Source organism: Vibrio glycogenivorans, from assembly GCF_051660965.1.
Classification (GTDB): domain Bacteria; phylum Pseudomonadota; class Gammaproteobacteria; order Enterobacterales; family Vibrionaceae; genus Vibrio.
Genome location: NZ_JBPVIS010000002.1, coordinates 799,890 through 823,451, shown reverse-complemented (window position 1 = coordinate 823,451; position 23,562 = coordinate 799,890). Strand labels below are relative to the sequence as shown.

The window sequence follows — 23,562 nt, the reverse complement described above, 5'->3', positions numbered from 1 at the left end:
TTTTGCTCCAACGGTTTCAAAATACCAAACCTTTGCCTTAACAAGAGCCCTCATCTGTGCTGACCACCTTCATCCTTATCATTAGCTTCCTTGTCCTCTTTAGCTGGGCTAATTCCGCCATGTTAAATCGTGAGCGACTTGCAGACCTTACCCTTACCAAAGGGCGCCCCATATCTGAAAAAGAGCGACAGCTACTTTATCTCGCACACAAAAAACGCGTTCCTTGTCAAACTGTCTATGTGATTTCTGGACCAGCTAGGGAGGTCAAATATGGCCGCAATGCCTCACAGCCAATGCTAGGTAACATAAAGCTGGCGAGCCATTGTATGACGGACCTCTTTTCTGATGAAGAAGACAACATCGCTGAAGTTGTTGTTTACAGAAACCGTGCCTATGTCCTGTCTATCAATGGGCATAGCATTGAGGAACGCTATGGTGCTGAGTGGGACGCACGTTTTGCTCCCCTAGGTAAGTCCAAAGCGCTGAATATTGAAATTCATGGCCAGCGGCCGATTACAGATATAGAACGGTACCAGTTAGAATATGAAAATCGCAACTTGAGTTATACAGAGAATACCGGGTTAGTCCTTACGTTTTGCTCGATGTCAATAGGATTGTATTACTTTATGGGCAGCCAAGAGCCAGTTTTCTCCCTCTTTGCAATTATCAGCATCATGTTCATCCCCCTCTCAGTACAAGTGTGGTGGGTAACGCGACAAGTCTTGCGCTCTTGCACTTATAAAGTGAGCTGTGCTAACACCCCTGGCCGTTCTGTTGTGCTCGCAAAAGGGAGAGTACGAGGTATTTTTGGCGCTGAGATCTGGTTTCATAATATCGATATTGACCCGAAAGCTTTCCGCTGGGAAATGGATTCGTTTAGATTTCCCTCGGTTGTCCCGCCTAAAGGTCTGAAGGTTGGCCAAACCATCGAATTTGGCTTTTGTGCCTCGGACGCAGGCTGCCACAAAATCGTGTTCATTCAAAACCATTTTGACGCTGCGAAGGAGTATCAGATAGCTCCCTACGCAATGTGGGGTTTACCAGAGGGTGCACTCATATATGGCTTAACAGGCTTACTTGTCAGTGTTCCGCTTATTTTAGGCTCAGAAAAAGCCGAATATTTCCTCGAGCACTGGTACTTAGTACAATTGCTGTTTGCTTTTGGTGCCACCCTCACCCTAGTTGCAGCTGTCACAGCCACCCTGATTTACCGAAGGGTAAGTCCTTTCATTGAGCGAGCGAAAGCCAAGCAAGGCATGGCATATCGACCGTTCTCAGAGTTGGTCGATGGTATGCCTCTCATTTATGATTGCGAAAAAGACTGGCAAGAAGCGTGTGAGAGGGAACATCAGCGGCGACTAAGGTTTCAAAATAACTAGATCTAGTTCTAATCGATGAGAAGGGGGCCTATTGGATGCTCTTTGTGGTTTCCCTTTAGGCAATCTTTCCGTTGCTATCGAGTTATAGGGTACTCACAGGCTCCTCAAAATCGACAAATCGTATCGTTACGTTTGTGGGTTTTTATGTGATTAGAACCACAAGAATAGCAAAATAACACAATCAAATTTAGTATGATTATTATCTATATAAAATTATTATAAACAATAGCTTAAGCTAGATCTCAAATGGTGTTTATGATGGTTTTAGTCAACGTGGCCCTATTGTGAGAGTCGAGTAATCTGATATATTAAAAATCGTAACGTTAATATTTGTGTGGATTTATAAGTGACAGTGCTTGAGTTTTGCTCACAGGACACTACAAGTCACAAGATATTCCCATATTGCTTTGATTTAAAAGGTTATTGCCGGTGTTGAATTTGCAAAACACGCCACGAAAAGGCTAGGGCAATAGCGTGTCGTACTTATCGGAGACCCCATGTTCAAGCTTAATCCAACCATGTTACTCATCGCTGGCTTTACTTCTCAAGCCGTCGCAGGCGGCTTAGTCTTAACCGCGCAACCACAGTCTGAAACGCAACTGCCTTTGTATGGCAAATTCACCGACGCTTATATCACGTCGGGTATTGATTTTGAGAACCCGTTTGATTCAAGAGAGATCAAGCTCGATGCTAAGGTGATCACGCCTAGCGGTGAGACCTTGCTTGTTCCAATGTACTTTAAGAATGAACAAGAACAGGAGTATCACTGGGGGCTAAGCTTTACGCCACGTGAGATAGGTGAATATAAGTACCAAGTTATAGCGGCTCATCATGGTGAGGAAACCACCTCGAAACTGAAGTCTTTTACTGTCTCACCCTCGCAAGGTAAGGGCTTTCTTTCGACAGATGACAATCAAGGCAGTTGGGTTTTTGATAATGGGGAGCGTTTTAGAGGCGTAGGCTTAAATATCGCTTGGGAGGCGCGACTAGAGATTGATGGTAAGCCTGCAGACAACCCAGAGTACACCTATGAGTACTGGATGAACCTGATGGGTGACAATAACGTCTCTTTAGTGCGCACTTGGATCAATGCTCCTTGGAATATCCCTCTAGAGTGGAATGAGCCGGTTTACGGACGTTATTCACCCTACGAAGGCCAAGGATTGCACCCTGAGGCGATAGAGCGTTTTGACTATCTTATTGAGCACGCTGAGAACAATGATGTAAATTTGATTCTAGTGATGGATTATCATGGTTCACTTTGGGCGAACGATTTTGACAACTGGGGCAATGATTACTGGCGTCTCAATCCATACAACGCTGTAAATGGCGGTCCGGCAAAAACACCAGAAGAGTTTTTTACCCATCCTGATGCTATCGCACGTTATCAAGACCGACTGCGATACATAGTTGCACGTTGGGGCTACAGCACCAATGTCGCGGCGATAGAGTTTTGGAACGAAGTCGATAACGCAGTGCACAAAGAAGGGCAGAATATCTCGGACAAAGCGGTGACCGAGTGGCACCAGACGATGTCGGACTACCTGCGCGAGGTGGACCCTTACAACCATATCCAAACCACCAGTATCAGCCATATTGAGATTGAGGGTCTGTTCGAGCTTGAGGGAATGGAGTTTATTCAAACTCACCTTTATGGCCTGTCATCGACGGATACTGAGGCGAAAATTACCGAGCTATCCGAGCGCTACGGAAAAAGCTATGCCGTGGGTGAAGCGGCACTAGGCTGGGAGGGCGTTTCGGATCAAATTGAACAATACGCAGACCACTTACATGAAACCATGTGGGTTGCGATGTTCAGTCAAACTCCATTCTTGCCAATGACTTGGTGGTGGGAAGATTATGAGGAGGCTGATAAATATTTCCACTTCCAACACATGGCAAATTTTGTTGAGCGACTGACAGCTAGCGATGAGTTGTTCAGTAATATCGCGCCAGTGCGCTTTGAGCAAGAGCTTCTCTATCGCACCTTATCTAATCAAGACAGTCACTATGTCTGGGTCAAAAATAGCAAGCAGGGTGATTTGGAGTCTGTGGTGATGAAAATTGATAGTCTGAATAACGCAGACCGCTATCAAGTAGAGATTTATGACACTTGGACTGGAGAGACGAGTAAGCTTGGTCAAGCTAAAGCGCAAAACCAAACACTAAAGGTCGATTTACCGGGACTCAAGCGAGGTCAAGATAAGGTTATTATTGTCACCAAGGCTTAATAAAATAATAATCACTAATCGGCTGGCAGAGTTATTGTCAGCCGAATAGAAATTCCCACCAGGGTATCCAAACTCGAATAACTGATATCCTGATTAGCGGTCAGAGTTTGCTGTACTTGAAGGAGCAAAAACCAGATTATCCTAACTAGGTAAACAACAGATAGTTGATTAATTTAGATGCTTAAAAAAGAGCGTTTTCTTCTCTATACGCTACTGACCACTCACAGCCTGTTTGCGCTGGTTGTGATGGGCAAAATACTATAAGGATAATCTCATGAAATTACAGACTCTCTTAACCACTGCAATGATAGTTCCTATGTCTAGCTCGGTTTTTGCTAGTGTCGTTAACCAAGCGGTGAACGAGGCTGAAGTACTAGAAGCGCAAAGTGCTTGGTGTCACGCGCTGGTGGAAATCAGTCATACTTATCGCGAGCAGGGGCATAGCGCGGCAAAAGAGCTTGCAACCCAAGTGATTGATTCTGCTTATGCATATCAAATGGGCGCGGTGCTATTTAAGCCAACCTTGACGGTCAATCCGCAAACCTTCCGTACGACCAATGAGGGCGCGCTATCCTATTTCGTTGGTGGTAATGATGCTTACCCAATGGACACAGGCTTTGCACTGAAAAATTGGGCGGCGTGTGAGATTGAGAATGCGGGCGTATTTATCACTGGTAACAGTGCCAGCACTATGGGGAAGGTGCACTTTACTGATAAAGATGGTGAAGTCACCTCAGTGGATAAGACTTGGAAGTTTGTCAAAGATGACCAAGGGAAACTGAGAATTGCGCTTCACCATTCATCATTAGAATTTCACGCTAATTAGTCACCAAAATAGGCTGGTTATTATTCTAAACAAAAAGTGAGCGTCATTCTCACTTTTTTAGTCTTAGATATTCCATAGCAGCCGCTCATTATATTCAATCAATAGTCAATAATTTAAGCTTGTGATTGTTTATTATGTTTGATTGTGAACGACTGATTATTTTATCTTGTCATTTTTATGAATTTATTATAACAGGTTGGTTTTGTTCTTTTATTTATCAGATTTATTTTGACCTTCAGTCACAAAATCATTATTTAAGCAATTGATTTTAAACTTGTTGCGATAAAATTCAGCGGTACACATGTACATCTGTTTTAAATGTAAAGGTCAAAAAATGAACCGAAAACTTATTGCAACGCTCGTTGGTACAGCGCTTATTGCAGGCTGTAATAGTTCCGACTCTGACAAAGAGGCTAACTTAGGGACAATCTCCTTCGCATCGGGGGCGCATTCTGAAGATTACCGTAGTTATGAATTATGTTTTGCGCCCAACCTTGAGGTGCTTATTCATGATTTGCAGGGAACCTTCATTGACATGGTAACTACCGATGACAAGGGCGAGTTATCGCTGGCGGATATTCCCAATAACCATTACTTTACCGTAAACCCAGACCAAGAAGGCTTTGAGCCGACGAATCTATCGATTGATTCAATCCAAAAGGAGCTGGTTGGTGATGGTAACCAAATTTACTTTAGTGGTTACAATGGTCCGGTTATCGACTGTGCAACTGTTGAAGTCTATCAAACTTACGATGTCGAGACTGACATTGAGAACTTAGTGACGTTTCCCGAATATGACTCATGGGACGGTACTATCGATGTAAATAATGATCAGCCGGGTATCTTTGCGTTCAGCTGTGGTGACGAAGGCTGTGAAGAGCAGGTGATTGGTTATACTTATATCGAACGTAGTGAATATGAGGGGCTAGATAAGATCGACATTAATGAGAATATGTTGAAGCCTCTGAATAACTCACTTGAGCTTACTGTTAAGCCACTAATGAGTGCCACTGGCATCAATATGATAGTGAATGGAGAGACTTTGTTTACCGATTTTTACGTTAGAAATGGCGTAACTAGTGAAGCAAAAGAAATTGCACTACCAGAGGAGGTAGAAGGTTTAGACTTGAGTATGACAAGCCTTGAGCATCTTCCCACTAATGGTTTTACCTACTTTATAACAGGCCAGTACAGTGTAAATCATGACATCACTCTTGAGGGTATTCCAGCTAATAGCTTTATACTCGGTGGCTTTGATGGAACAACATTTGATTTTGAACTGAATGACTTTTCTGCTGATGCTGTCTTTATAGAAAAATATCTCCATGACAGTGAAACTGACATCTCCCATTCGGTATATGCGAAAAGTGTAGTCAACTCGGTAACGATTCCAGACATTTTGCCGGAAATGGGTGTAGAGTTGCAGGCAGCTATCATGCTGATGGAGATGGATAGTGCGTCGCGCGTTTCTATCGACAACTTAACTGACACCAGTCGAAGAGTAATTATGCCATTTTTACAAGGTTCTGATCTTTAAGAGTAGTCGCTTAAGTAAGTCACCATATTTCACTTGATCTCATAGGGGGTGCATGGCACCCCTTTCTCGTATCTATCATTAAGCTTATCCAAAGGCCCCGATATACAGGCTCGTTTGAGCGAACTTTTCATACTATTGTTGCTTAACACCCCAAATCATATAGAGCTCGATATAAGGCAACACGCCCTTTTGTTCTATCGATACCAAAGGTGCTCAAAAGTACTAATACAAATGTGATCTGCCTCAAGGTTAGCTATCACTGTCACTCGGCAAGTTAATGCATATTCTCATAGAATATTGTGATCAATATAGGGTTTTGCATGCTAATTTAGCAGTTTGGTCATCAACTCCTAGACTAACCAAAAATTTCTGATAATTTAGTCGTACGTGATGGGCTACTCCGTTTAAGGGCATTTTATGGAGTCCATCACCGTTTTGTTGTAGTTGGATAGTGATTTAGGTGTGGATGTCCTTTTTGTCCATGCTCTATTACCCCCAATATCTAATTATTTTTGTGCAGTATTTACCGTGTTTGGTAGACAGCAGGAGGCTTTTTAGCCTCCTTTTTTTTAGGTGCGAGTAGCGGGGTTCGCTTTGCTCCGAGGAGCGGGGAGGCGATCACTTGTGGGAACCTTTTAGAGCTGGTTAATAAGATAATAAGATAAATACAGGTGATATTGATCACAATTTGTGAGTCAAATGCGTTCCGGTTTGTGTACCCTTTTTCTGCTTGTATGACGGCAAAATTAGCTGATTTTTGAGTAGTGTCACACTAACTATGGTTATTGGCTTATCAATAAAGTCTATTTACGTAGTATATTGTGTACTACTACCTTTGTCTCATCCCCTGAGGGCTGATTTAGGGATGAGGGCAACAAGTCTGTTTTTTCTGATGATATCTAGCACATGGAATAGAATTCGATATGGATGTTCTTGGCTGAGTCACCAAAACGCTTGATAAAGCAGTTTCGTTTGGTGAAGCAATGACGCTCGATGAACAAATAAGGTCACTAGATAATGAAACCCTCTCAACAGAAAAAATTTGATAAAGCGGCTTTTCAAGCTGACGTGAAAAAGCACCTGTCGGCAACGTACGCAACGACAACAGAAACGGCTTCGCCACGTGCATGGTACCTTGCGATGGGTCGTGCGCTAGCTGAGCTAACCACATTCGACTTGCTACAAACTGAGCAAGATCCAAAAATTAAGAACGCGAAAAGCGTCAACTACCTATCTCTAGAGTTCCTGATTGGTCGTTTGACGGGTAACAACCTGATCAGTATGGGTCTTTACGAAGAAATCACGGAAGCAATGGGAGAGCTAGGTCAAAACCTAACTGACCTTCTAGAAGAAGAGCGTGACCCATCACTAGGTAACGGCGGTCTAGGTCGTCTAGCGGCTTGTTTCATGGATTCTTGTGCAGCGCAAGAGTACCCAACGGTGGGTTACGGTCTGCACTACGAGTACGGTCTATTCAAACAGTCATTCGAAGACGGTCGTCAACAAGAAGCACCTGATGCATGGCGCTGCGTTGAAGGCTACCCTTGGGAAGTCGCTCGTCCGGAGCTTGCGCAAGAGATCGGTTTCTTTGGCCGCGTTGAGGTTGTGAACCAAAACGGTCAAGAAGTACGTAAATGGGTACCAGGCATGACGGTAAAAGCGATGCCATGGGATCTACCAATCGTGGGCTACGAGTCAGACACGGTTTACCCACTGCGTCTTTGGGAATGTCAGGCGATTGCCCCATTCTCACTAGAGAGCTTTAACAATGGTGACTACTTCGAAGCACAGCACGCGCTGATCGATGCGGGTAACATCACTAAAGTCCTTTACCCGAACGACAACCACGAAAAAGGTAAAACTCTACGTCTAATGCAGCAGTACTTCCACTCTGCAGCATCGGTACGCGATATCCTACATCGTCACGAGGCAGCAGGCTTCACGCTGCAAGATCTGCCTAAGCAAGAGACTATCCAGCTTAACGATACGCACCCAACGATTGCTATCCCAGAGCTAATGCGCATCCTTATCGATGAGAAAGGCTTGTGCTGGGAAGAGGCGTGGGAAATCAGCTCGAACACGTTCGCTTACACCAACCACACTCTACTGCCAGAAGCACTAGAGACTTGGTCTGAGTCATTGATCCAGCGTCTACTTCCTCGTCACATGGAGATCATTTTTGAAATCAACCACCGCTTCCTAAAAGAAGTTCGTGCAATGTGGCCTGGCGATGTTGAGAAGCAGCAGAAGCTATCGATCATCCAAGAAGGTTTCCACCGCATGGTGCGCATGGCGAACCTATGTGTGATCGGCTCTTACGCTGTAAACGGTGTAGCAGCACTGCACTCAGAATTGGTTAAGAAAGACCTATTCCCAGAGTTCCACGCAATGTACCCAACCCGTCTACACAACGTGACAAACGGCGTCACACCACGTCGTTGGTTGAAGTTCTGTAACCCGGGTCTATCTGCGCTTATCACAGACAAGATTGGTTCTGAGTGGCCAGCAAAACTTGAGCAGCTAGAAGCGATTGCTGAGTTTGCGCAGGACGCTAAGTTCCAGAAAGAGTACATGGCCGTTAAGAAGCAAAACAAACAGCGTCTGGCTGATTGGGTTGCTGACAACATGGGCATCGAGCTAGACACTAACGCTATCTTTGACGTGCAAATCAAGCGTCTACACGAGTACAAGCGTCAGCACCTAGACCTTATCCACGTACTATCGCTATACCACCGTCTACTGAACGACCCAACGTTCGACATGGTCCCACGCGTTGTGTTCTTCGCAGCGAAAGCAGCACCAGGTTACCACCTAGCGAAAGAGATCATCTTCGCCATCAACAAGGTAGCTGAGAAGGTGAACAACGACCCACGTCTAGGCGGCAAGCTGAAAGTAGTCTTCATTCCTGACTACCGCGTGAGCATGGCGGAGATCATCATCCCAGCGGCAGACGTTTCTCAGCAAATCTCAATGGCGGGTAAAGAGGCTTCAGGTACCGGTAACATGAAGATGGCACTTAACGGTGCACTGACTATCGGTACGATGGACGGCGCGAACGTTGAGATCCGTGAAGAAGTGGGTGATGAGAACATCTACATCTTCGGTCTAGACGTAGACGGTGTGAACCGCGTGAAAGCAGCCGGTTACAACCCATTTGATTACTATAACGCTGACCCACTACTGAAAGCGTCGCTAGACCTACTACTAGGCGATGAGTTCACTCCAGGTCAACCAGGTCTACTGCGTGCCACGTACGACAGCCTGCTAGATGGTGGTGACCCATATCTATGTCTTGCTGACTTTGCTTCTTACGTGAAAGCACACGAAGCGATGGACGCACAGTACCGCGATCAAGCAGGTTGGGCGAAGAAAGCGATCTTGAACACTGCGCTAGTCGGCAAGTTCAGCTCAGACCGTTCAATCCGTGACTACGTGAACAACATTTGGAAACTAGAAGCGGTTAAGCGCTAACACTCCAAGTCATAAAGCAAAGCCAAGGCATCATGCCTTGGCTTTTTTGTATAAGCTTATCTGAGTAAATTGCTTACGAGCGTGGTCTTACCGAATTGGTGTTCTGGTTTGAGCGCAGACGCTCTTGTTGGCGCGCTTGGCTCATACGGTCGTGAACCCCCACCGAATATCTCTGCGCGAACACCTCATTAATCTCATCACATTGGCCGTGATAGTTGCGACCTTGTAGACCATGCTGGTAGCCATCTTGCTGGCAGAATTCACCCAATCCAGCTTGATAACCGTTGGCAAATTGATCTGCATCTTGTTGTGAAATAGTATTTTTCTCAGCAGGCTCAGCGCCAGACATTGCTTTGGTATAACCATATTGATACCAGTCATCGACAGACGTGCTTGCAGTATAAGAACTGCTACACCCAGCCAATAACGTCAGACCCAACAGCGAAATCATGGTGTATTTCATGACGTTTCTCCTTGATATTTTCCTTATTATAATTCTTTGGGCCGTTAATTTCATTGATTGAGGGCAGGCGAGCAGGCTTTGGCCCAGAGGCGAGAAGCGAGATTCGAGAGGCGAGGGGTAGCGCGCGGCGAGTTTATCGATAGTTGGAGTGAGATGTCGATTGTTGAGAGTTCAGAAAAGACTAAGTAAAGGTCGGCTTGAATTTGGAGGGGGGGCAGCAAGTCGTTTAAAGTGTGGGTAACACCTCGCGCCTCGGAACGAAGTGATACCCGCTCCTCGAACCTAAAATAAGTAGGTTAGCATGTCAGGGTAGCGTTTCGCCCAGGCCGATTCGGTGTGCTCTGCGCCTTCATCGATGGCGAAGGTGATTGTTGTGTTTGGCTTTTCGCTTAGGAAAGTGTAAGCCTCTTTGGCGTCGTTTAAGTAGATGTCGGCGAAGTCATCTCGGTTGCCGCTGGTTTCTTGGGTGCCCATGTCCATGTAGATTTGGATTGGTTGCTCAACCACTGTGTTGTTTAGGTAGTTAAACATCTCGGGTTTGTTGAACCAGAATGCGGGTGAAAATACTCCGGCTTTGGCAAAAACGTCAGGGCGTTCCATGATGGCGAACAAGCTGATATAGCCGCCCATTGAGCTGCCTGCGATTGTGGTATCAGTACGACCTGATTTGGTTCGGTAGGTATTGTCGATATGCGGCTTAAGGGTGTCGGTAATAAACTCTAGGTATTGCTTACCCTCACCGCCGGCTTGATACACAGACGAAGGCCAATCGGGTAAGAAGAAGTCTTTGTCCATTTGCCACGGTGAGTACTCGTACATGCGGCACAGGCCTTCGAACTCGGCGCCGTTGTCGATACCGACCACAATCACGCCTTCTTTATCTTTGAAGAAGGTGTCGATGTTGTCTGGGATTTCCCATGATGAACCGCCGTAACCCAGAGCGGCGTCAAACAGGTTTTGACCGTCATGCATGTAGATCACTGGATAATGGCGATCGATGTTCTCGTGATAATCTTGTGGTAGAAGCACGCGAATGGTTCTCTGACGGCCTAGTTGAGGCATGTCAAAGTGTTCAATGATTTGATAGCGTTGCGCAGAAACTGGCATTATTTCTCGGGTTCCCTTAGTTGTCCATCCATGATGATCTCGTTGGTCTGCTCATGGATAGAGTTCACTTTGATGCTCACATCAGGCATACGCTTAATGTACTCCGACATATAGATATCGCTGTGGATATGCTCCGCGGTAATGGTGATCAACATTTTGTTGTTGGAATACACGCCTAAACTCTCTTCGCGGTGCGAGAAACTCAGCATGTATTTGGCATCAACCACCATCATAAAGCGGTGAGAAGGGTAGTCTTTCTCTTCGATATCGATACGGTTATAGAACTCGATTTTATCGTTAGGTAGCGAGATCTTATTAAATGAGAAAGCAATAATACGTATGCCACGATCGATGGCATTATTGATCTCGTCACTAAATACACTCAGGTCAAAGTCGGTATTTAAGTAGATTTCCAGCTGCGCCTGCTCAAACAGCTCACGCGCTTTATCCATCAGATTATCAAAGCCACTGATGCTATAGATAAACTCTTTTTCATCTTGCAGCATCATGCGTGATAGCTCTTTCTTGACGATAGAAATATTCTCTACCGTCTTTTTCTCGATTTGACTAAAAATCAGATCCGGCGACTTAGCTTCATATTCTTTGGTATCGCCATCTGACAGGAATATAAAACCATTTTTATATAAATTGTCGATCGACGAATACACGGAGGACCGTGATAAAGAAATTTCCTTGGCTATTTTATATCCGCTGCCCTTGCCATTTTTAAGCAAGTTGATGTACACCATTGCATCGGTTTTAGTAAAACCAAAGTCCATCAACTTGGTGATCAAATCTGTCATGGGGTTTCCTTGGAAGCTATTCAAATCAACCTCTCATCTTATCATTAGTTGTTGTAAATCTACAAAATGCACCGCTTCGATCGTGCAAAAAGTGACAGAGAGGTCGAGTAATCTCAACCTCTCTTAGTGGTACGCAATTAGCGTTTGATGATTTGATAACCGTGAGGCGCAAGTTCGATTAATTGTTCACCAATCGAAACTTGTTTGGCTTGGTCAGAGTTATTAATCACGAACTCCAGCTCACCACGGCGATAAGCGACACAGTGCTCGTCATCGACCGTAATCCATTCAATCGTTGGCTCATTGAGTGATGGATGAGCGAGGCGCAGCTGGATCATTTGCTGAATAAAGGCTTTCAGCTCGTGATCTTGCTTGTCTTCATCCCAGATCATGCAGCGACGGTTTAGGTCGTAAGACATACCGCGTGAGCCATCAAGACCCACTTCACCACCGTAATAGATACATGGTGAGCCGACCTGAGTGAACATAAACAAGTACGCCAGTTTGACTTTGTCTTTGTTATCGCCACATAGGGAGATAATACGGCTGGTATCGTGACTGTCGAGCAGGTTGAACATCGCCTTATTCACATTGTGTGGGTAAGACATGTACGAGCGGCTGACGTCATTGATAAAGCCTTGTTTATCGGACAGGTTCTGGGCAAAGAAGTCGGTGATCGCTTGGGTCATTGGGTAGTTCATTAGTGAGTCGTATTGCTCACCACGCAGCCATGCCATGCCCTCATGCCAGATCTCGCCAAGAATGTAGCAATCAGGCTTGATGCCCTTCACCACACGTCTAAAGTCGCGCCAGAATTCATGGTCAACCTCGTTGGCAACGTCCAAACGCCAGCCATCGATATCGAACTCCTCTACCCAGTGACGTGCCACATTAAGTAGGTACGCACGGCAGTCCTCGTTCTCAGTGTTGAGTTTCGGCATCTCAATTACGTTACCAAAGGTTTCGTAGTTGAAGTTGCAGAAGTCCCACTCTTCACGCGGCTTTTCTGGGTAAACTGGGAACTCATTGATCCAGAACCAGTCCGCATACTTCGAATCTTTGCCATTTTTAACCACATCCAGCCAGAATGGATGTTGGTCACCAACGTGGTTAAATACGGCATCCAGCATCACCTTCATGCCGCGGCTGTGCGCCTGCTTCACTAGCTCTTTAAACGCCTCATTGCCACCAAAGAATGGGTCAACGTTCATGTAATCGACCGTATCGTATTTGTGGCTGGCATTGGCGGTAAAGATAGGGCACAGGTACAGGCCATTCACGCCCAAATCTTGCAGGTAATCGAGCTTGTCGATGATGCCCCATAAGTCACCGCCCATAAAGGTGTCATTGGTTGGCTCTGTGCCCCATGGCTGAACATTATCTGGAGAAATCTCTGGACGGCCATTGGCAAAACGCTCAGGGAAAATTTGGTACCAGATGGTGTTCTCAACCCACTTTGGCGTACGCAGTACATCGCGCGGGTTGATGTAAGGGAAACAGAAAAAGTTACTTAGGTTGCTCAGTTCGATTTCCTGATTCTCTTCAGTCAGCTCAACAATACGTTTTTCACCGACTAGGTGTTTGCTGCCATCACGACCGTAAACGATGAAACCGTAACGACTGCGACGTTTTGGTGGAACGAAAGCGCCAATCCACTGCTCATGGTGCTCGGTGCAGCCTTCCAGTTTCATCTCAACTTCATTGCCACCGATCCATCCGTGAGCCTCACTACCACCAAGGTTGCCGCCGTCAAGGCCGCCAACTGCCCAGTGGTATGGGTCACCAATCCAAAGCGCGACACGCTCAATCTCGCCAATCGCAGTGCGCAAGCGAATATGCAGGGTTTGGTCGTCAAACGCATACGCGTCTGCGCTCTTTGGAATATGAACAATGGAGCTTTTAGTAATCATTAATACTTCCTATATTACTCTTTTACAGCGCCGCTCATGAGACCGGTTGTAATGTGTTTCTGGGTCGCTACAAACAGTAGCGTAATTGGAATCGCAACCAAGAGAGCCCCGGCAGCGAAAAGGGTATAGTTATCGGCAGAGTTGGTACTGATCCAGCTGAAGATACCAATCGCCAGCGTCATCTTCTCTTCACTACGCAGGATCAAGGTTGGCAAGATAAAGTCCATCCAAGGTGCGGTGAATGAGGTCAACGCGACAAACAACAAGATAGGCTTGGCCAGCGGCAGCACGATATCGACGAAGATAGTGAAGTGTCCGGCGCCATCGATCTTAGCCGCCTCATCCAGCGAGGTTGGAATCGCATCAAAGAAGCCTTTCACCAACCAAGTCTGGAACGGCAGTGAGCCTGCGATGTACACCAGCAGCAGACCGCTAAAGGTGTCAATCAGGTTAAGCTTAGAGAGCAATACGTAAATCGCCGTCATCGAAAGGAAGGCTGGGAACATCTGGATCACCAAGATGCTCATCAAGATATTACGTTTACCCTTAAAGCGGTAGCGTGAGAAAATGTACGCTGTTAGCGTGATCACCACCAGTGAGATCACCATACTTGCTGTCGCCAAGAACAGGGTGTTTTTGTACCAAAGCAGGTACGGCGTCTCGGCAAATAGGGTGCGATAGTGGTCAAGCGTAAACTCAAAGCCTGAGAACGACGAGCTAAACAAGTTGCTGCCCGGCTTAAATGACACCATCACGGTCCAGATAATCGGTGCCAGTACCACAATGGCGTTTAAGATAAGGAACAGGTAAGTCACCACTGTTCCAGATTTTCTAATGAATTTGTCCATCTATTTCATCCCCACATCGGTTTGGAATGACTTCATGCGGCGGAACTGCCAGATAGCAATCGTCGACAAGAACAAGAAGATCACGATAGAGACCACCGAGGCAATGTGGTATTGCTGGAAGTCGAGTGTTAGCTTGTAGATCCAAGTGATCAGAAGGTCTGTATGGCCTGCGAAGCGGTACTCTGGGTTGATTGGACCGCCCTCGGTGAGCAGGTACACCACGCCAAAGTTGTTAAAGTTGTAGGCAAACGTCATTACAAATGACGGTGCGACCTGGTGCATCACCAGCGGGAAAGTGATCTCTCTGAACTGCTGGAATTTACTTGCCCCATCCACTTCGCTCGCCTCATACAGCTCGCTTGGGATATTGGTTAACGCTCCGGTAATTAGCAGCATGAAGTATGGCGCTCCCGCCCATACGCTGACTAGGATCACGGTGATCTTGGCGATCACTGGGTCAGACAAGAACGCGATGGACTCAAAGCCCCAAGTATTAAGTAGGTTGTTGACAGGGCCGATACCGTTGAATAGCAAACGGAAGATCAATAGCGTCACGAATGCAGGCACAGCGTAAGGCAGCAAGAAGATCAGGCGGAAGCCTTTAACACCTTTGATGTTCTTATTGGATAGCGCGATAGCAAGCAAGAAACCAAAACCGCAGGTTAAGGCTGTGCCGACTACCGCCCAAGTCACTGTCCATGTCGCAACACCAGTGAAGGTGTCTGACCAGATCTTAAGCTCGAACAGCGCTAGGAAGTTGCCAAAGCCAACCCAGTCGACCAAGTTTCGTGGTGGAATATGGTTTGGCGCAGAGTAGTTGGTCAGCGAGATCAGCACTGTAATAATGATCGGCAGCATGATAAAGCCAATCGCAAGCAGCGCGGCTGGTGACAGGGCAAAAGCTGCAAAGTTATTGTCGTAAATACTTTTGAGCTGCTGCACAACAGATTGCGTGGTTTTGGTTGTCTGTTTGGCATCTTTTAGGTTTGCAGTGTAAGCAAACACCACCCCGAGCAGCAACATTACGGCAATCACACCCTCAATCAATAGTGAGATCGAGTGATCACCTGGAATAATGGTGAAGCCTTGGTTGACCTGCGCGGTTTCACCTAGGGTAATCAGGCCATAAATGGCGTCCGCAAGGTTCACTGTGCTGAGCAGGAACAACACCTGAATCACTAGAAAGGCAAAGCCTTTCACATAGTGGCCTTTGGCTATCTGGGTTGCGCCCATGATAAGGGCGGAGGCGGGTAGTCGCCCCCCAGTCCCTTGTTGTACTTGTGTTGTGGTTGTCATCCATCTCACCTTAGTATTGCAGCTCGATTTGCTCATTGATGATGCTAAGCGCTTGCTTGGTAACATCTTCAGGCGAGCGATCGTTAACGATCAGCGCAGTCATTGCATTGATCATTGGTGACCAGATAAAGCCCATCTCAGGAATAGATGGCATCGCATCAGCAAAGTCTGCCTGTTGGATAATCGCAAGAGTGGCAAGGTCCGCATCGGCTTTGATCTCTTCCATTACTGACGCAACCGGTGGAATGCTGTTTGACATCTCAAAGCGTTTCTTAAGCATTTCGTCGGTGGTTAGGAACTGAGCAAAGAGCTGCGCCGCTTTAGGGTAGGGCGTGAATGCTGGCACGACTTGCAGGCCGATGGTTGAGAACGGACGTGGGTGGTGACCCTCATACGTTGGCATTGGAACCACACCAACCTCAAAATCGGCACTTAGATGCGTTTCCGTTGCCCATGGACCGTCAACGATCGCCGCCACTTTACCCTCGGCGAATAGACCGCGGCGAACTTGTGGGTTGTTGACATCAAACGGGTTAAAGCCCATCGCAGCGTGGATCTCTTTCATCGCTGCTAGGCCTTTTTGCGCCTCTGGTTTTGCGATGCCGATATCTGTAGCATCGGTACCGCCTTGACCAAACTCGTAGCCGCCGTACATGGATAAGAACATACGTGATTCAAAGTAGTTTTGCAGATCCCACAGCATGGCGTACTTGTGGCTGCGGGTGTCGTTAAAGGTTTCAGCAAACGCCATAATTGACTCAAACGTCTCTGGTGTTTCCGTTAACAACTCTTTGTTATAGAACAAAACTGAGGTCGCAATGCTGATTGGGAAACCATATACGGTACCCTCAGCAGTCGCGCCAGCGCGGGCACTATCAAGAAACTCTTCATTGACACGGTCGGCATTGACTAGGTTTTCCATCAGAGCACCCGCCATCACCAAGCTACCTAGCGTGTCATGGGCAACCTCAACGATATCGCCAACACGCGCTGTGCCGCCATCTTGGATCAAGCGCTGAGGCGCATCAAACGGTGAAATGGTGCGGATCTGAAATTTAACGTCGTAGTTGTATTGGCTGTTGAATTCAGCCGCTGCGTATTCCATGTAATCCAGCGTCTGCGAGTCTGACCAAATCAACAAATCGGCCCCTGGTTCTGGCGCGATCTCTAACGCGTGACTGAAAGGCGTGGTAGCAAGCGCTGATAGTAGAGCGGTAACCGCTAGTTTGTTCTTCATATATTCACCATGGCGAAATAGAGTGGTTCAGTGTGTACGACTAAATATTATGGTGCGAAAGATTTTAGTCAATACAGCAAGTGGCAATTCAGATATGTTTGTGATTGCTATCACGTTCAGTGCAGGATTAATAATATTCACTGCACTTTAACCACATATAAACGCCTATTTAATTGTGCCTGATGAACATCAAATTATCAGTGCCAAGCACTACATAGCGTGACTCTAGTCATGTTTAACCTTGCGGCACGATGATCCTGATCACACAAATTGTTTGACTAACAGACAGGCGAAAAAAGTTGTTGAATAATGCCAATCAAAAGGTAGTTCACCTGGTACTACTCTTCGTACGAAGCTAAACAATAACGATTATTTCAACAGGATGAAAAATGAAACAAAAGGCTCTAAGCATAGCAATAGCGAATGTATTACTTGTCTCCACAAGCGCTATAGCGGCAGATGACTATGATTTCGCTCAGATCTCTCCGTTCAGCGGTAATCTTGGTTTAGGTTATGAGTATGAAGAGAAGCAGACGACCTATTATCAAGGCCTAGCCGCAGGTATGACTGAAAATGAAAGAATTCATACGACATACCTTGGCAAGTTTATGCTTCGTCATGAAAGATGGGACGCTTCTATAAGCTACGATCTAAAGCATCAATCGATAGTTAAAGACAGAGAATTCGCAGACGGAAGTAAAATAAAAGATTACGAGACAATGGATGGTTTTTACCATGTATTAACTTTAAATAAGTCTCATTATTTTGGAAATAACATTACTGGCGGACTTCTGTATATTCTTGAGGCCGGTAAGGTAGATGTAGAAAAACGAACTGAAAATGCTAAGGTTGGGCAAACATCGATAGATCAAAGTCTAAGCCCAACACTGTCTTATTTTGATCCATTCCATGGTGTAGGAGTTTATGCTCAGGCGGACCTAATTCACTTTACTATTGATAACTCAGTAAAAAGCTGGGGCAAGATAGAAGAACAAGGCTATGGTTTTATCGTCAAGCCTTATTACAAAACGGGTAATTGGGAGTTGGGGTTAGAGTTTTTCTACCAGAATAAAGACACCGAATTTTCTGTACCGGGTTTCTCAAACAAAGGGAAATTCGAAGAGGTTTACGTAAACCCTTCTGTTTTGTATAGCTTCGACCGAGCGGGAACACTTGTTGCTGACTTTCGTATAGGCAAAAACGAAACTAAAGATATGTTCCATCAATACGAGACCGATATTCTTAAAGGCTCTTTAGGCTATGAACAAAATATCGGTAATGACTGGACAGTCAAAGCTGAATACGAATGGACCAAAGATGTTGAAGATAGAGATGGCCAACGAGACAAGAAGGCTGTTGGCAACAAAGTCTACGCCCACGCCCTATATCGTTTCTAACCATCGGAGTGAATAGAAGATGTTGACTGTATCTGAAATGGCCCAAATCTTAGGTGGCACCATCGAGGGTGATGCAAACCTGAGTGTCTCGCGTATTAGCTCTGTCGCCCATGCGGGCGAAGACTGCGCTGCGGTGGTGATGTCTCGACGCGATATCAAGCGCCTGCCCATGACCAAAGCCAGTGTCGTGATTGGTCCTAAATCGATATGGTCAGCCCCTTCTGCCGCCAAGATTGTCGTTAAACGACTTGATGTTGATAGACTCAATGAGTTGCTGCGCTACTACCGCGTTAACCGTTATCAGCTGTTTGATCAAGGTAATACATCGACCTTTGATGATGTCTACATTGGCAAGCACTGCACAATTGGTGAAAACTGCCACTTTGCACCGGGCGTGAAGATCATGAATGGTGTGACGATTGGCGACAGTGTCGCTATCAACGCCAACACGGTGATCAAAGAGGGCACCATTATTGGCGACAATGTCACCATCGACTCGAACAACTCGATTGGTAACTTCAGCTTTGAGTATATGGCGGGCAAAACCAGTCGTTACGAGCGGGTTGATAGTGTCGGTCGCGTGATCATTGAGGATGATGTTGAGCTAGGTGCTAATAACACCATCGACCGCGGCACGCTCGGCGACACGGTTATTGGTCGTGGCACTAAAATCGATAATCAGGTCCAGATTGGCCACGATTGCCAAATTGGTGAGCAGTGTTTGATAGTCTCCCAAGTGGGCCTATCTGGCCACACTCGCCTTGGCAATGGGGTGATTGTTCAAGGCCAGGTGGGCACTGCAGGCAATGTATCGATTGGCGATAACTCGATAATTAAGGCGAAATCTGGCGTCAGTCGCTCTTTTCCTGCGAACAGTAATTTATTTGGCTACCCAGCCAAAGATTCACGTGCCTATTTTAAAAACCTCGCAGTGTTAAATAGTTTGACCAAAAACTTCATCCAGCCGAGTGAAGAAAAGCCGTCGTTTATTCAACATCTTAAGAATTATTTTAAGTAATGCTGTTATGAGAGAACATCAACACCCAAATATGTTTAACGCTCGGTTGGTTAATCAAGATAACAGCATACTCATTGCGCTCAATGAGACAACTAAGCTACATATCCCGCTTGAGCATCAGCAAAGGCTCGCGGAGTACCCAGACCAAGACGTGGTTTACGGGCTTAGGTCGGAGTTTATCCGCGAAGCGGAGCAGGATGAGGCGTTTAATACCGTTGATGCTGAGTTGCTAGCTTGCCGCCCGGTCAGTGGTGGTAATTACCATGAATTTGGCATCGGCGAGAGTCGAATTATTTGTCAGTTTAAATCTCTGCTTACTGAGAAAAATATCGGTGAGCGAGTGAGATTAAATTTTGATACTTTCTTTGGTCACGTGTATGACCGAGAAATCGAGATGAACCTTACAATATAATAAGTGGTTAATATTATGAAAATGAAATTTATTACAGCACTGTGTAGTGTTGCGCTGTTTACTGGTTGTGCGTCTACTTCTGGCGATGAAAGCTTGACGGTGACCACAGGTCCAATGGTCGATTGTAATCTGCCAACCGTTGAGGGTGACCGCGGCCCAATCCGTCCGACTATGTTCGTTGTCGGCACTTTTAACGATGGCTACTGGGTTCACTCGCCAGAGCGCGCGATGGAGTACAAAGGCGATGGTCTCTACCAGTTAGTTCGCAACGAACAAGCCGATGCAATCAGCTTCCAGTTTGCTTCAATGAACTGGAAACCTCAGTTCTCAGCAGCAGGTAACCGCATGCACGTCGGTCAGATGAGCGATATGGGCCAGGGCGGCTATGCTAAAGACTCAACCATTCGTATCAATGAAGAGGGTCGTTACGTATGGAGCCTGACCGTTAACGAAGACGGCTCACCAAAGAATGCCGTTGTCGCGAAGTGCGCCAACTAATTTTGTAATTTTGGGGATTTCCCGACCTAAATGTTGCTCTGTTTTCTTAACCTGACGGTTTTATCAAACTAACGGTTTCTATAAACAAATTTGCAAAGGGCAGAGCAACTTATTTTTTTAATGTGGAGTTAAACATGGCAACAGTTAGCCTACGTAAAGTAGAAAAAGAATACGAAAATGGCTTTAAAGCGGTTCATGGTATCGATTTGGATATCAAAGACGGCGAATTTATGGTTTTTGTTGGACCATCAGGTTGTGCAAAATCCACTACCCTGCGTATGGTTGCTGGTCTTGAAGATATTACCGGTGGGGAGATCCAGATTGGCGATAAGATCGTTAACGATCTTCCACCGAAAGAGCGTGGCATTGCGATGGTGTTCCAAAACTACGCGCTCTACCCGCACAAAACCGTGTTTGATAACATGGCGTTCAGCCTTAAGATGGCGAAAGAGCCAAAGGACGTGATTGAAAAGCGCGTACGCGAAGCGGCAGAAAAGCTTGAGATCACTGACCTGTTGGATCGTAAGCCGAAAGAGATGTCGGGTGGTCAACGTCAGCGTGTGGCGGTTGGTCGTGCGATTGTTCGTAAGCCTGAAGTGTTCTTGTTCGATGAACCACTATCGAACCTAGACGCGAAACTGCGTGTGTCGATGCGAGTTAAGATTGCCCAGTTGCACCAACAACTGAAAGAAGAGGGCAACCCGGCAACCATGATCTACGTTACCCACGATCAGACCGAAGCTCTGACGCTGGGCGATCGCATTTGTGTGCTGAACAAAGGCGAGATCATGCAAGTGGATACGCCAGAAAATCTTTACCTTAAGCCGAAGAATAAGTTTGTTGCAGGCTTTATCGGCTCACCAGCGATGAACCTGATTGATACCGTTTTACGCCAAGAAGAAGACAATATCTTTGTTGAGTTGGCGCCGGGTCAACGCTTGTATATCCCAATTGAAAAGCAAAAAGGGCTGACTAATCACATCGATAAAAAAGTGTGTTTTGGTATTCGTCCAGAGAGCATCAAATTGGCAGGTGAAGACGATGAGTTTAATACTGTTGAAGGTAAGCTAACGGTGGTTGAAAATATGGGTAACGAGAAATACCTGCACTTTCGCGTCGGCTCAAACGTAATTATTGCTCGTTTGAACGACCTGACGATTACCACCCACGATATTGGCACGTACTTCAGATTTAACCTCAACACCTCACAGTGTCATATCTTTGATGGTGAGACTGAAAACAGCATCACCAACTAATCAAAATACAACCACGGCCCATCTCGATGTGCCGTGGTTTTGGTTTTAATGGGCATAAATAGGATGGGGTCGATGAAAGTCATACAGTGCTGGGATGATGGGCTTGTTAGTGATATTCGCTTAACTGAGTTACTCAGGTCCTTTGATGCTAAGGCGACCTTCAATTTATGCCGTGACTTTCACCATCAACAGCGCCGGGTTATGTGGCGCTACCAAGAAAATGATGTTGTTGTCTTAGCAAGCCATGAGCTGCTAGATGTCTATGGTGGCTTTTGTGTCGCCAATCACTCCTTGTCCCACCCCTGTTTAACGGACCTGTCGCGAGATGAAATTCACCGCCAAGTCACAGACAACAAACATTGGCTTGAAGATACTTTTTGTCGCTCAATTGAAGGTTTTTGCTACCCATTTGGTGCCCACGACCAAACGACCCAACAGATCGTCGTGGAGTCAGGGCATCGATACGCTCGTACCGTCAGCCAGCAAATTATCCCATTTAGTCAACAAGACCCTTTCGTTCTATCGCCTAGCTGCCATTTCCTCGACCCTGACTTTTGGCATTACTATGAGCAAGCCGTAGAGGTCGGCGTGTTTTATTTTTGGGGACACTCGTACGAGCTTTTGAGCGAGGCAATGTGGCAACAATTCGAGCGTAAGTTGGCGCGAATTGCACAAGACTCAAGAAGTGAGTGGGCCAATATTATCGATACGCTTTAACATACGCTCGCTAGCGCGGGTTAAAAGCTTTCAGCGATAAAACCGATACCTTCTCTGCATATCTCAATCAGCTCATTGCGTACAAAACGGTGCAATGGATCATTGTGGTTTCTTTGATGCCAGTAGCAGTGAACTGTGGTGGGAGGCAGGTTATCGATTGGGCGAGAGGTGAGCGCCTCCTCGTCCAGTAGCGCAGCGGAAGCGGACGTAATCACACTCACTCGCTGAGTCCCTTTTATCAACCTAGCCAACAATTTATAGCTGGCCGCACCCGAAACTATCTGTCGACTTTTCCCATAAGATTGAGCAAGGGATTCAACCGCTTCTTGCTGTGGTGTTTGAGGTAAGATCGTGACATACGGGTAATCAAACACGCTTTGCGGCCATTGCTCGCTGTCTTGCAGCGGGTGCTGCTTATCAAAGATGGCACACAAGGGTATCTTTCCTAACTCAACGCCATAAAATTGTGATGATAGTTGAGTGATAGCATTGAAGGTCAGATCCACTTTTCCCTCGAGTAACTCTTGCTCGGTATTGATATTCCACAGCGCGGTTTCGACCACAATTCCAGGCGCTTTGTCTTGCAAGCGATCGACCAAGATTGGGATCGCGTAGAGCGCGCCTAGGTCGTGCATCGCAATGCGAATCCGTCCTTTGACTTTACTGGGTTGAAAGGCCTCAATCGCGACAACCCGCTCCAAACAGGTAACGGCCTCTGATAGTGGTCCAGCTAATGATAGGGCTTTAGGGGTTGGCTCAACCCCTCTACCAGAAGGGATGTAGAGCGGATCATCAAAGTGCTCACGCAGCTTATTAAGGTGATAAGTCACCGTACCTTGCTGCAGTCCCATCTGCTTAGCGACTTCTTTGACGCTGTTGTGCTGCAGTAGTTGCTGCAGGATCAGCAGCGATTTAAGTTCGATTCCGCTCAGTGGATGATGCACGATTTTTCTCTGGGGTTAACTGTTCAAAAATTTCAAATAGTATAACCAAATATAACAAGTATTTTGCTGATTTGGTTCACGTAAAATAAACCCGTTGACAAAACACTCAACGAGTTACTAATGACCCCTAAGCTACTTACCGCAGTTCTCGCTTCGGTGGCCACTACGGTGGCATGAGCATTGAGATGGCGGTTCACAAGTACTAGTTGCTA

The 23,562-nt window shown here is 46.2% G+C and carries 19 protein-coding genes; 11 read left to right on the top strand and 8 right to left on the bottom strand.

Features of this window, described 5'->3' with window-relative positions; genetic code table 11:
* Positions 1-56 precede the first annotated feature (56 nt).
* The 5 genes from ACSTTG_RS08285 to ACSTTG_RS08265 all read left to right on the top strand — a co-directional run bounded on the left by ACSTTG_RS08285 (position 57) and on the right by ACSTTG_RS08265 (position 9,444).
* A complete protein-coding gene (locus ACSTTG_RS08285) occupies positions 57-1,379 on the top strand; it encodes a hypothetical protein (protein ID WP_438474439.1) in 1,323 nt (440 codons plus the stop codon).
* A gap of 497 nt (positions 1,380-1,876) precedes the next feature.
* A complete protein-coding gene (locus tag ACSTTG_RS08280) occupies positions 1,877-3,610 on the top strand; it encodes a DUF5060 domain-containing protein (RefSeq protein WP_438474438.1) in 1,734 nt (577 codons plus the stop codon).
* A gap of 274 nt (positions 3,611-3,884) precedes the next feature.
* Positions 3,885-4,436: a metal-independent carbonic anhydrase family protein gene (locus ACSTTG_RS08275; protein WP_438474437.1), complete on the top strand. Its 552-nt coding sequence runs from the start codon at positions 3,885-3,887 to the stop codon at positions 4,434-4,436.
* Positions 4,437-4,770: 334 nt separating this feature from the next.
* Positions 4,771-5,973: a hypothetical protein gene (locus ACSTTG_RS08270; RefSeq protein WP_438474436.1), complete on the top strand. Its 1,203-nt coding sequence runs from the start codon at positions 4,771-4,773 to the stop codon at positions 5,971-5,973.
* Between the two features lie 1,017 nt (positions 5,974-6,990).
* A complete protein-coding gene (locus tag ACSTTG_RS08265; RefSeq protein ID WP_438474435.1) occupies positions 6,991-9,444 on the top strand; it encodes a glycogen/starch/alpha-glucan phosphorylase in 2,454 nt (817 codons plus the stop codon).
* Between the two features lie 73 nt (positions 9,445-9,517).
* On the opposite strand, the gene ACSTTG_RS08260 is transcribed toward ACSTTG_RS08265, so the two are convergent.
* The 7 genes from ACSTTG_RS08260 to ACSTTG_RS08230 all read right to left on the bottom strand — a co-directional run bounded on the left by ACSTTG_RS08260 (position 9,518) and on the right by ACSTTG_RS08230 (position 17,108).
* Positions 9,518-9,907, bottom strand: a complete 390-nt coding sequence (locus tag ACSTTG_RS08260; RefSeq protein ID WP_438474434.1) for a DUF2799 domain-containing protein — start codon at positions 9,905-9,907, stop codon at positions 9,518-9,520.
* Positions 9,908-10,189: 282 nt separating this feature from the next.
* On the bottom strand, positions 10,190-11,014 hold the full coding sequence (locus ACSTTG_RS08255) for an alpha/beta hydrolase (RefSeq protein ID WP_438474433.1): 825 nt from the start codon (positions 11,012-11,014) through the stop codon (positions 10,190-10,192).
* Positions 11,014-11,817: a TrmB family transcriptional regulator gene (locus tag ACSTTG_RS08250; protein ID WP_438474432.1), complete on the bottom strand. Its 804-nt coding sequence runs from the start codon at positions 11,815-11,817 to the stop codon at positions 11,014-11,016. The genes ACSTTG_RS08255 and ACSTTG_RS08250 overlap by 1 nt, the downstream gene beginning before the upstream one ends.
* A gap of 137 nt (positions 11,818-11,954) precedes the next feature.
* Entirely contained in the window at positions 11,955-13,727 is a 1,773-nt protein-coding gene (locus tag ACSTTG_RS08245) for a glycoside hydrolase family 13 protein (RefSeq protein WP_438474431.1), read from the bottom strand.
* A 14-nt stretch (positions 13,728-13,741) separates the two neighbouring features.
* Positions 13,742-14,575, bottom strand: a complete 834-nt coding sequence (locus tag ACSTTG_RS08240; protein ID WP_438474430.1) for a sugar ABC transporter permease — start codon at positions 14,573-14,575, stop codon at positions 13,742-13,744.
* Positions 14,576-15,871, bottom strand: a complete 1,296-nt coding sequence (locus tag ACSTTG_RS08235) for a carbohydrate ABC transporter permease (RefSeq protein WP_438474429.1) — start codon at positions 15,869-15,871, stop codon at positions 14,576-14,578.
* A 10-nt stretch (positions 15,872-15,881) separates the two neighbouring features.
* Entirely contained in the window at positions 15,882-17,108 is a 1,227-nt protein-coding gene (locus ACSTTG_RS08230) for a sugar ABC transporter substrate-binding protein (protein WP_438474428.1), read from the bottom strand.
* 389 nt (positions 17,109-17,497) lie between these two features.
* On the opposite strand from ACSTTG_RS08230, the gene ACSTTG_RS08225 reads away from it, so the two are divergent.
* From ACSTTG_RS08225 to ACSTTG_RS08200, 6 genes are all read left to right on the top strand, one after another.
* Complete coding sequence (locus ACSTTG_RS08225) at positions 17,498-18,505, top strand: hypothetical protein (RefSeq protein ID WP_438474427.1); 1,008 nt, start codon at positions 17,498-17,500, stop codon at positions 18,503-18,505.
* Between the two features lie 19 nt (positions 18,506-18,524).
* Positions 18,525-19,523 carry a UDP-3-O-(3-hydroxymyristoyl)glucosamine N-acyltransferase gene (gene lpxD / locus ACSTTG_RS08220; RefSeq protein WP_438474426.1) on the top strand — a complete coding sequence of 333 codons (999 nt, stop codon included), beginning with the start codon at positions 18,525-18,527 and terminating at the stop codon, positions 19,521-19,523.
* 7 nt (positions 19,524-19,530) lie between these two features.
* Positions 19,531-19,935 carry a hypothetical protein gene (locus tag ACSTTG_RS08215; protein WP_438474425.1) on the top strand — a complete coding sequence of 135 codons (405 nt, stop codon included), beginning with the start codon at positions 19,531-19,533 and terminating at the stop codon, positions 19,933-19,935.
* 15 nt (positions 19,936-19,950) lie between these two features.
* Positions 19,951-20,433, top strand: a complete 483-nt coding sequence (locus ACSTTG_RS08210; RefSeq protein WP_438474423.1) for an early set domain-containing protein — start codon at positions 19,951-19,953, stop codon at positions 20,431-20,433.
* Positions 20,434-20,567: 134 nt separating this feature from the next.
* Positions 20,568-21,689, top strand: a complete 1,122-nt coding sequence (locus ACSTTG_RS08205; RefSeq protein ID WP_438474422.1) for an ABC transporter ATP-binding protein — start codon at positions 20,568-20,570, stop codon at positions 21,687-21,689.
* 72 nt (positions 21,690-21,761) lie between these two features.
* Entirely contained in the window at positions 21,762-22,406 is a 645-nt protein-coding gene (locus tag ACSTTG_RS08200; RefSeq protein ID WP_438474421.1) for a polysaccharide deacetylase family protein, read from the top strand.
* A 20-nt stretch (positions 22,407-22,426) separates the two neighbouring features.
* Here ACSTTG_RS08200 and ACSTTG_RS08195 read toward each other — a convergent pair whose 3' ends face one another.
* Positions 22,427-23,350, bottom strand: a complete 924-nt coding sequence (locus tag ACSTTG_RS08195) for a LysR family transcriptional regulator (RefSeq protein WP_438474420.1) — start codon at positions 23,348-23,350, stop codon at positions 22,427-22,429.
* Between the last annotated feature and the right edge of the window lie 212 nt (positions 23,351-23,562).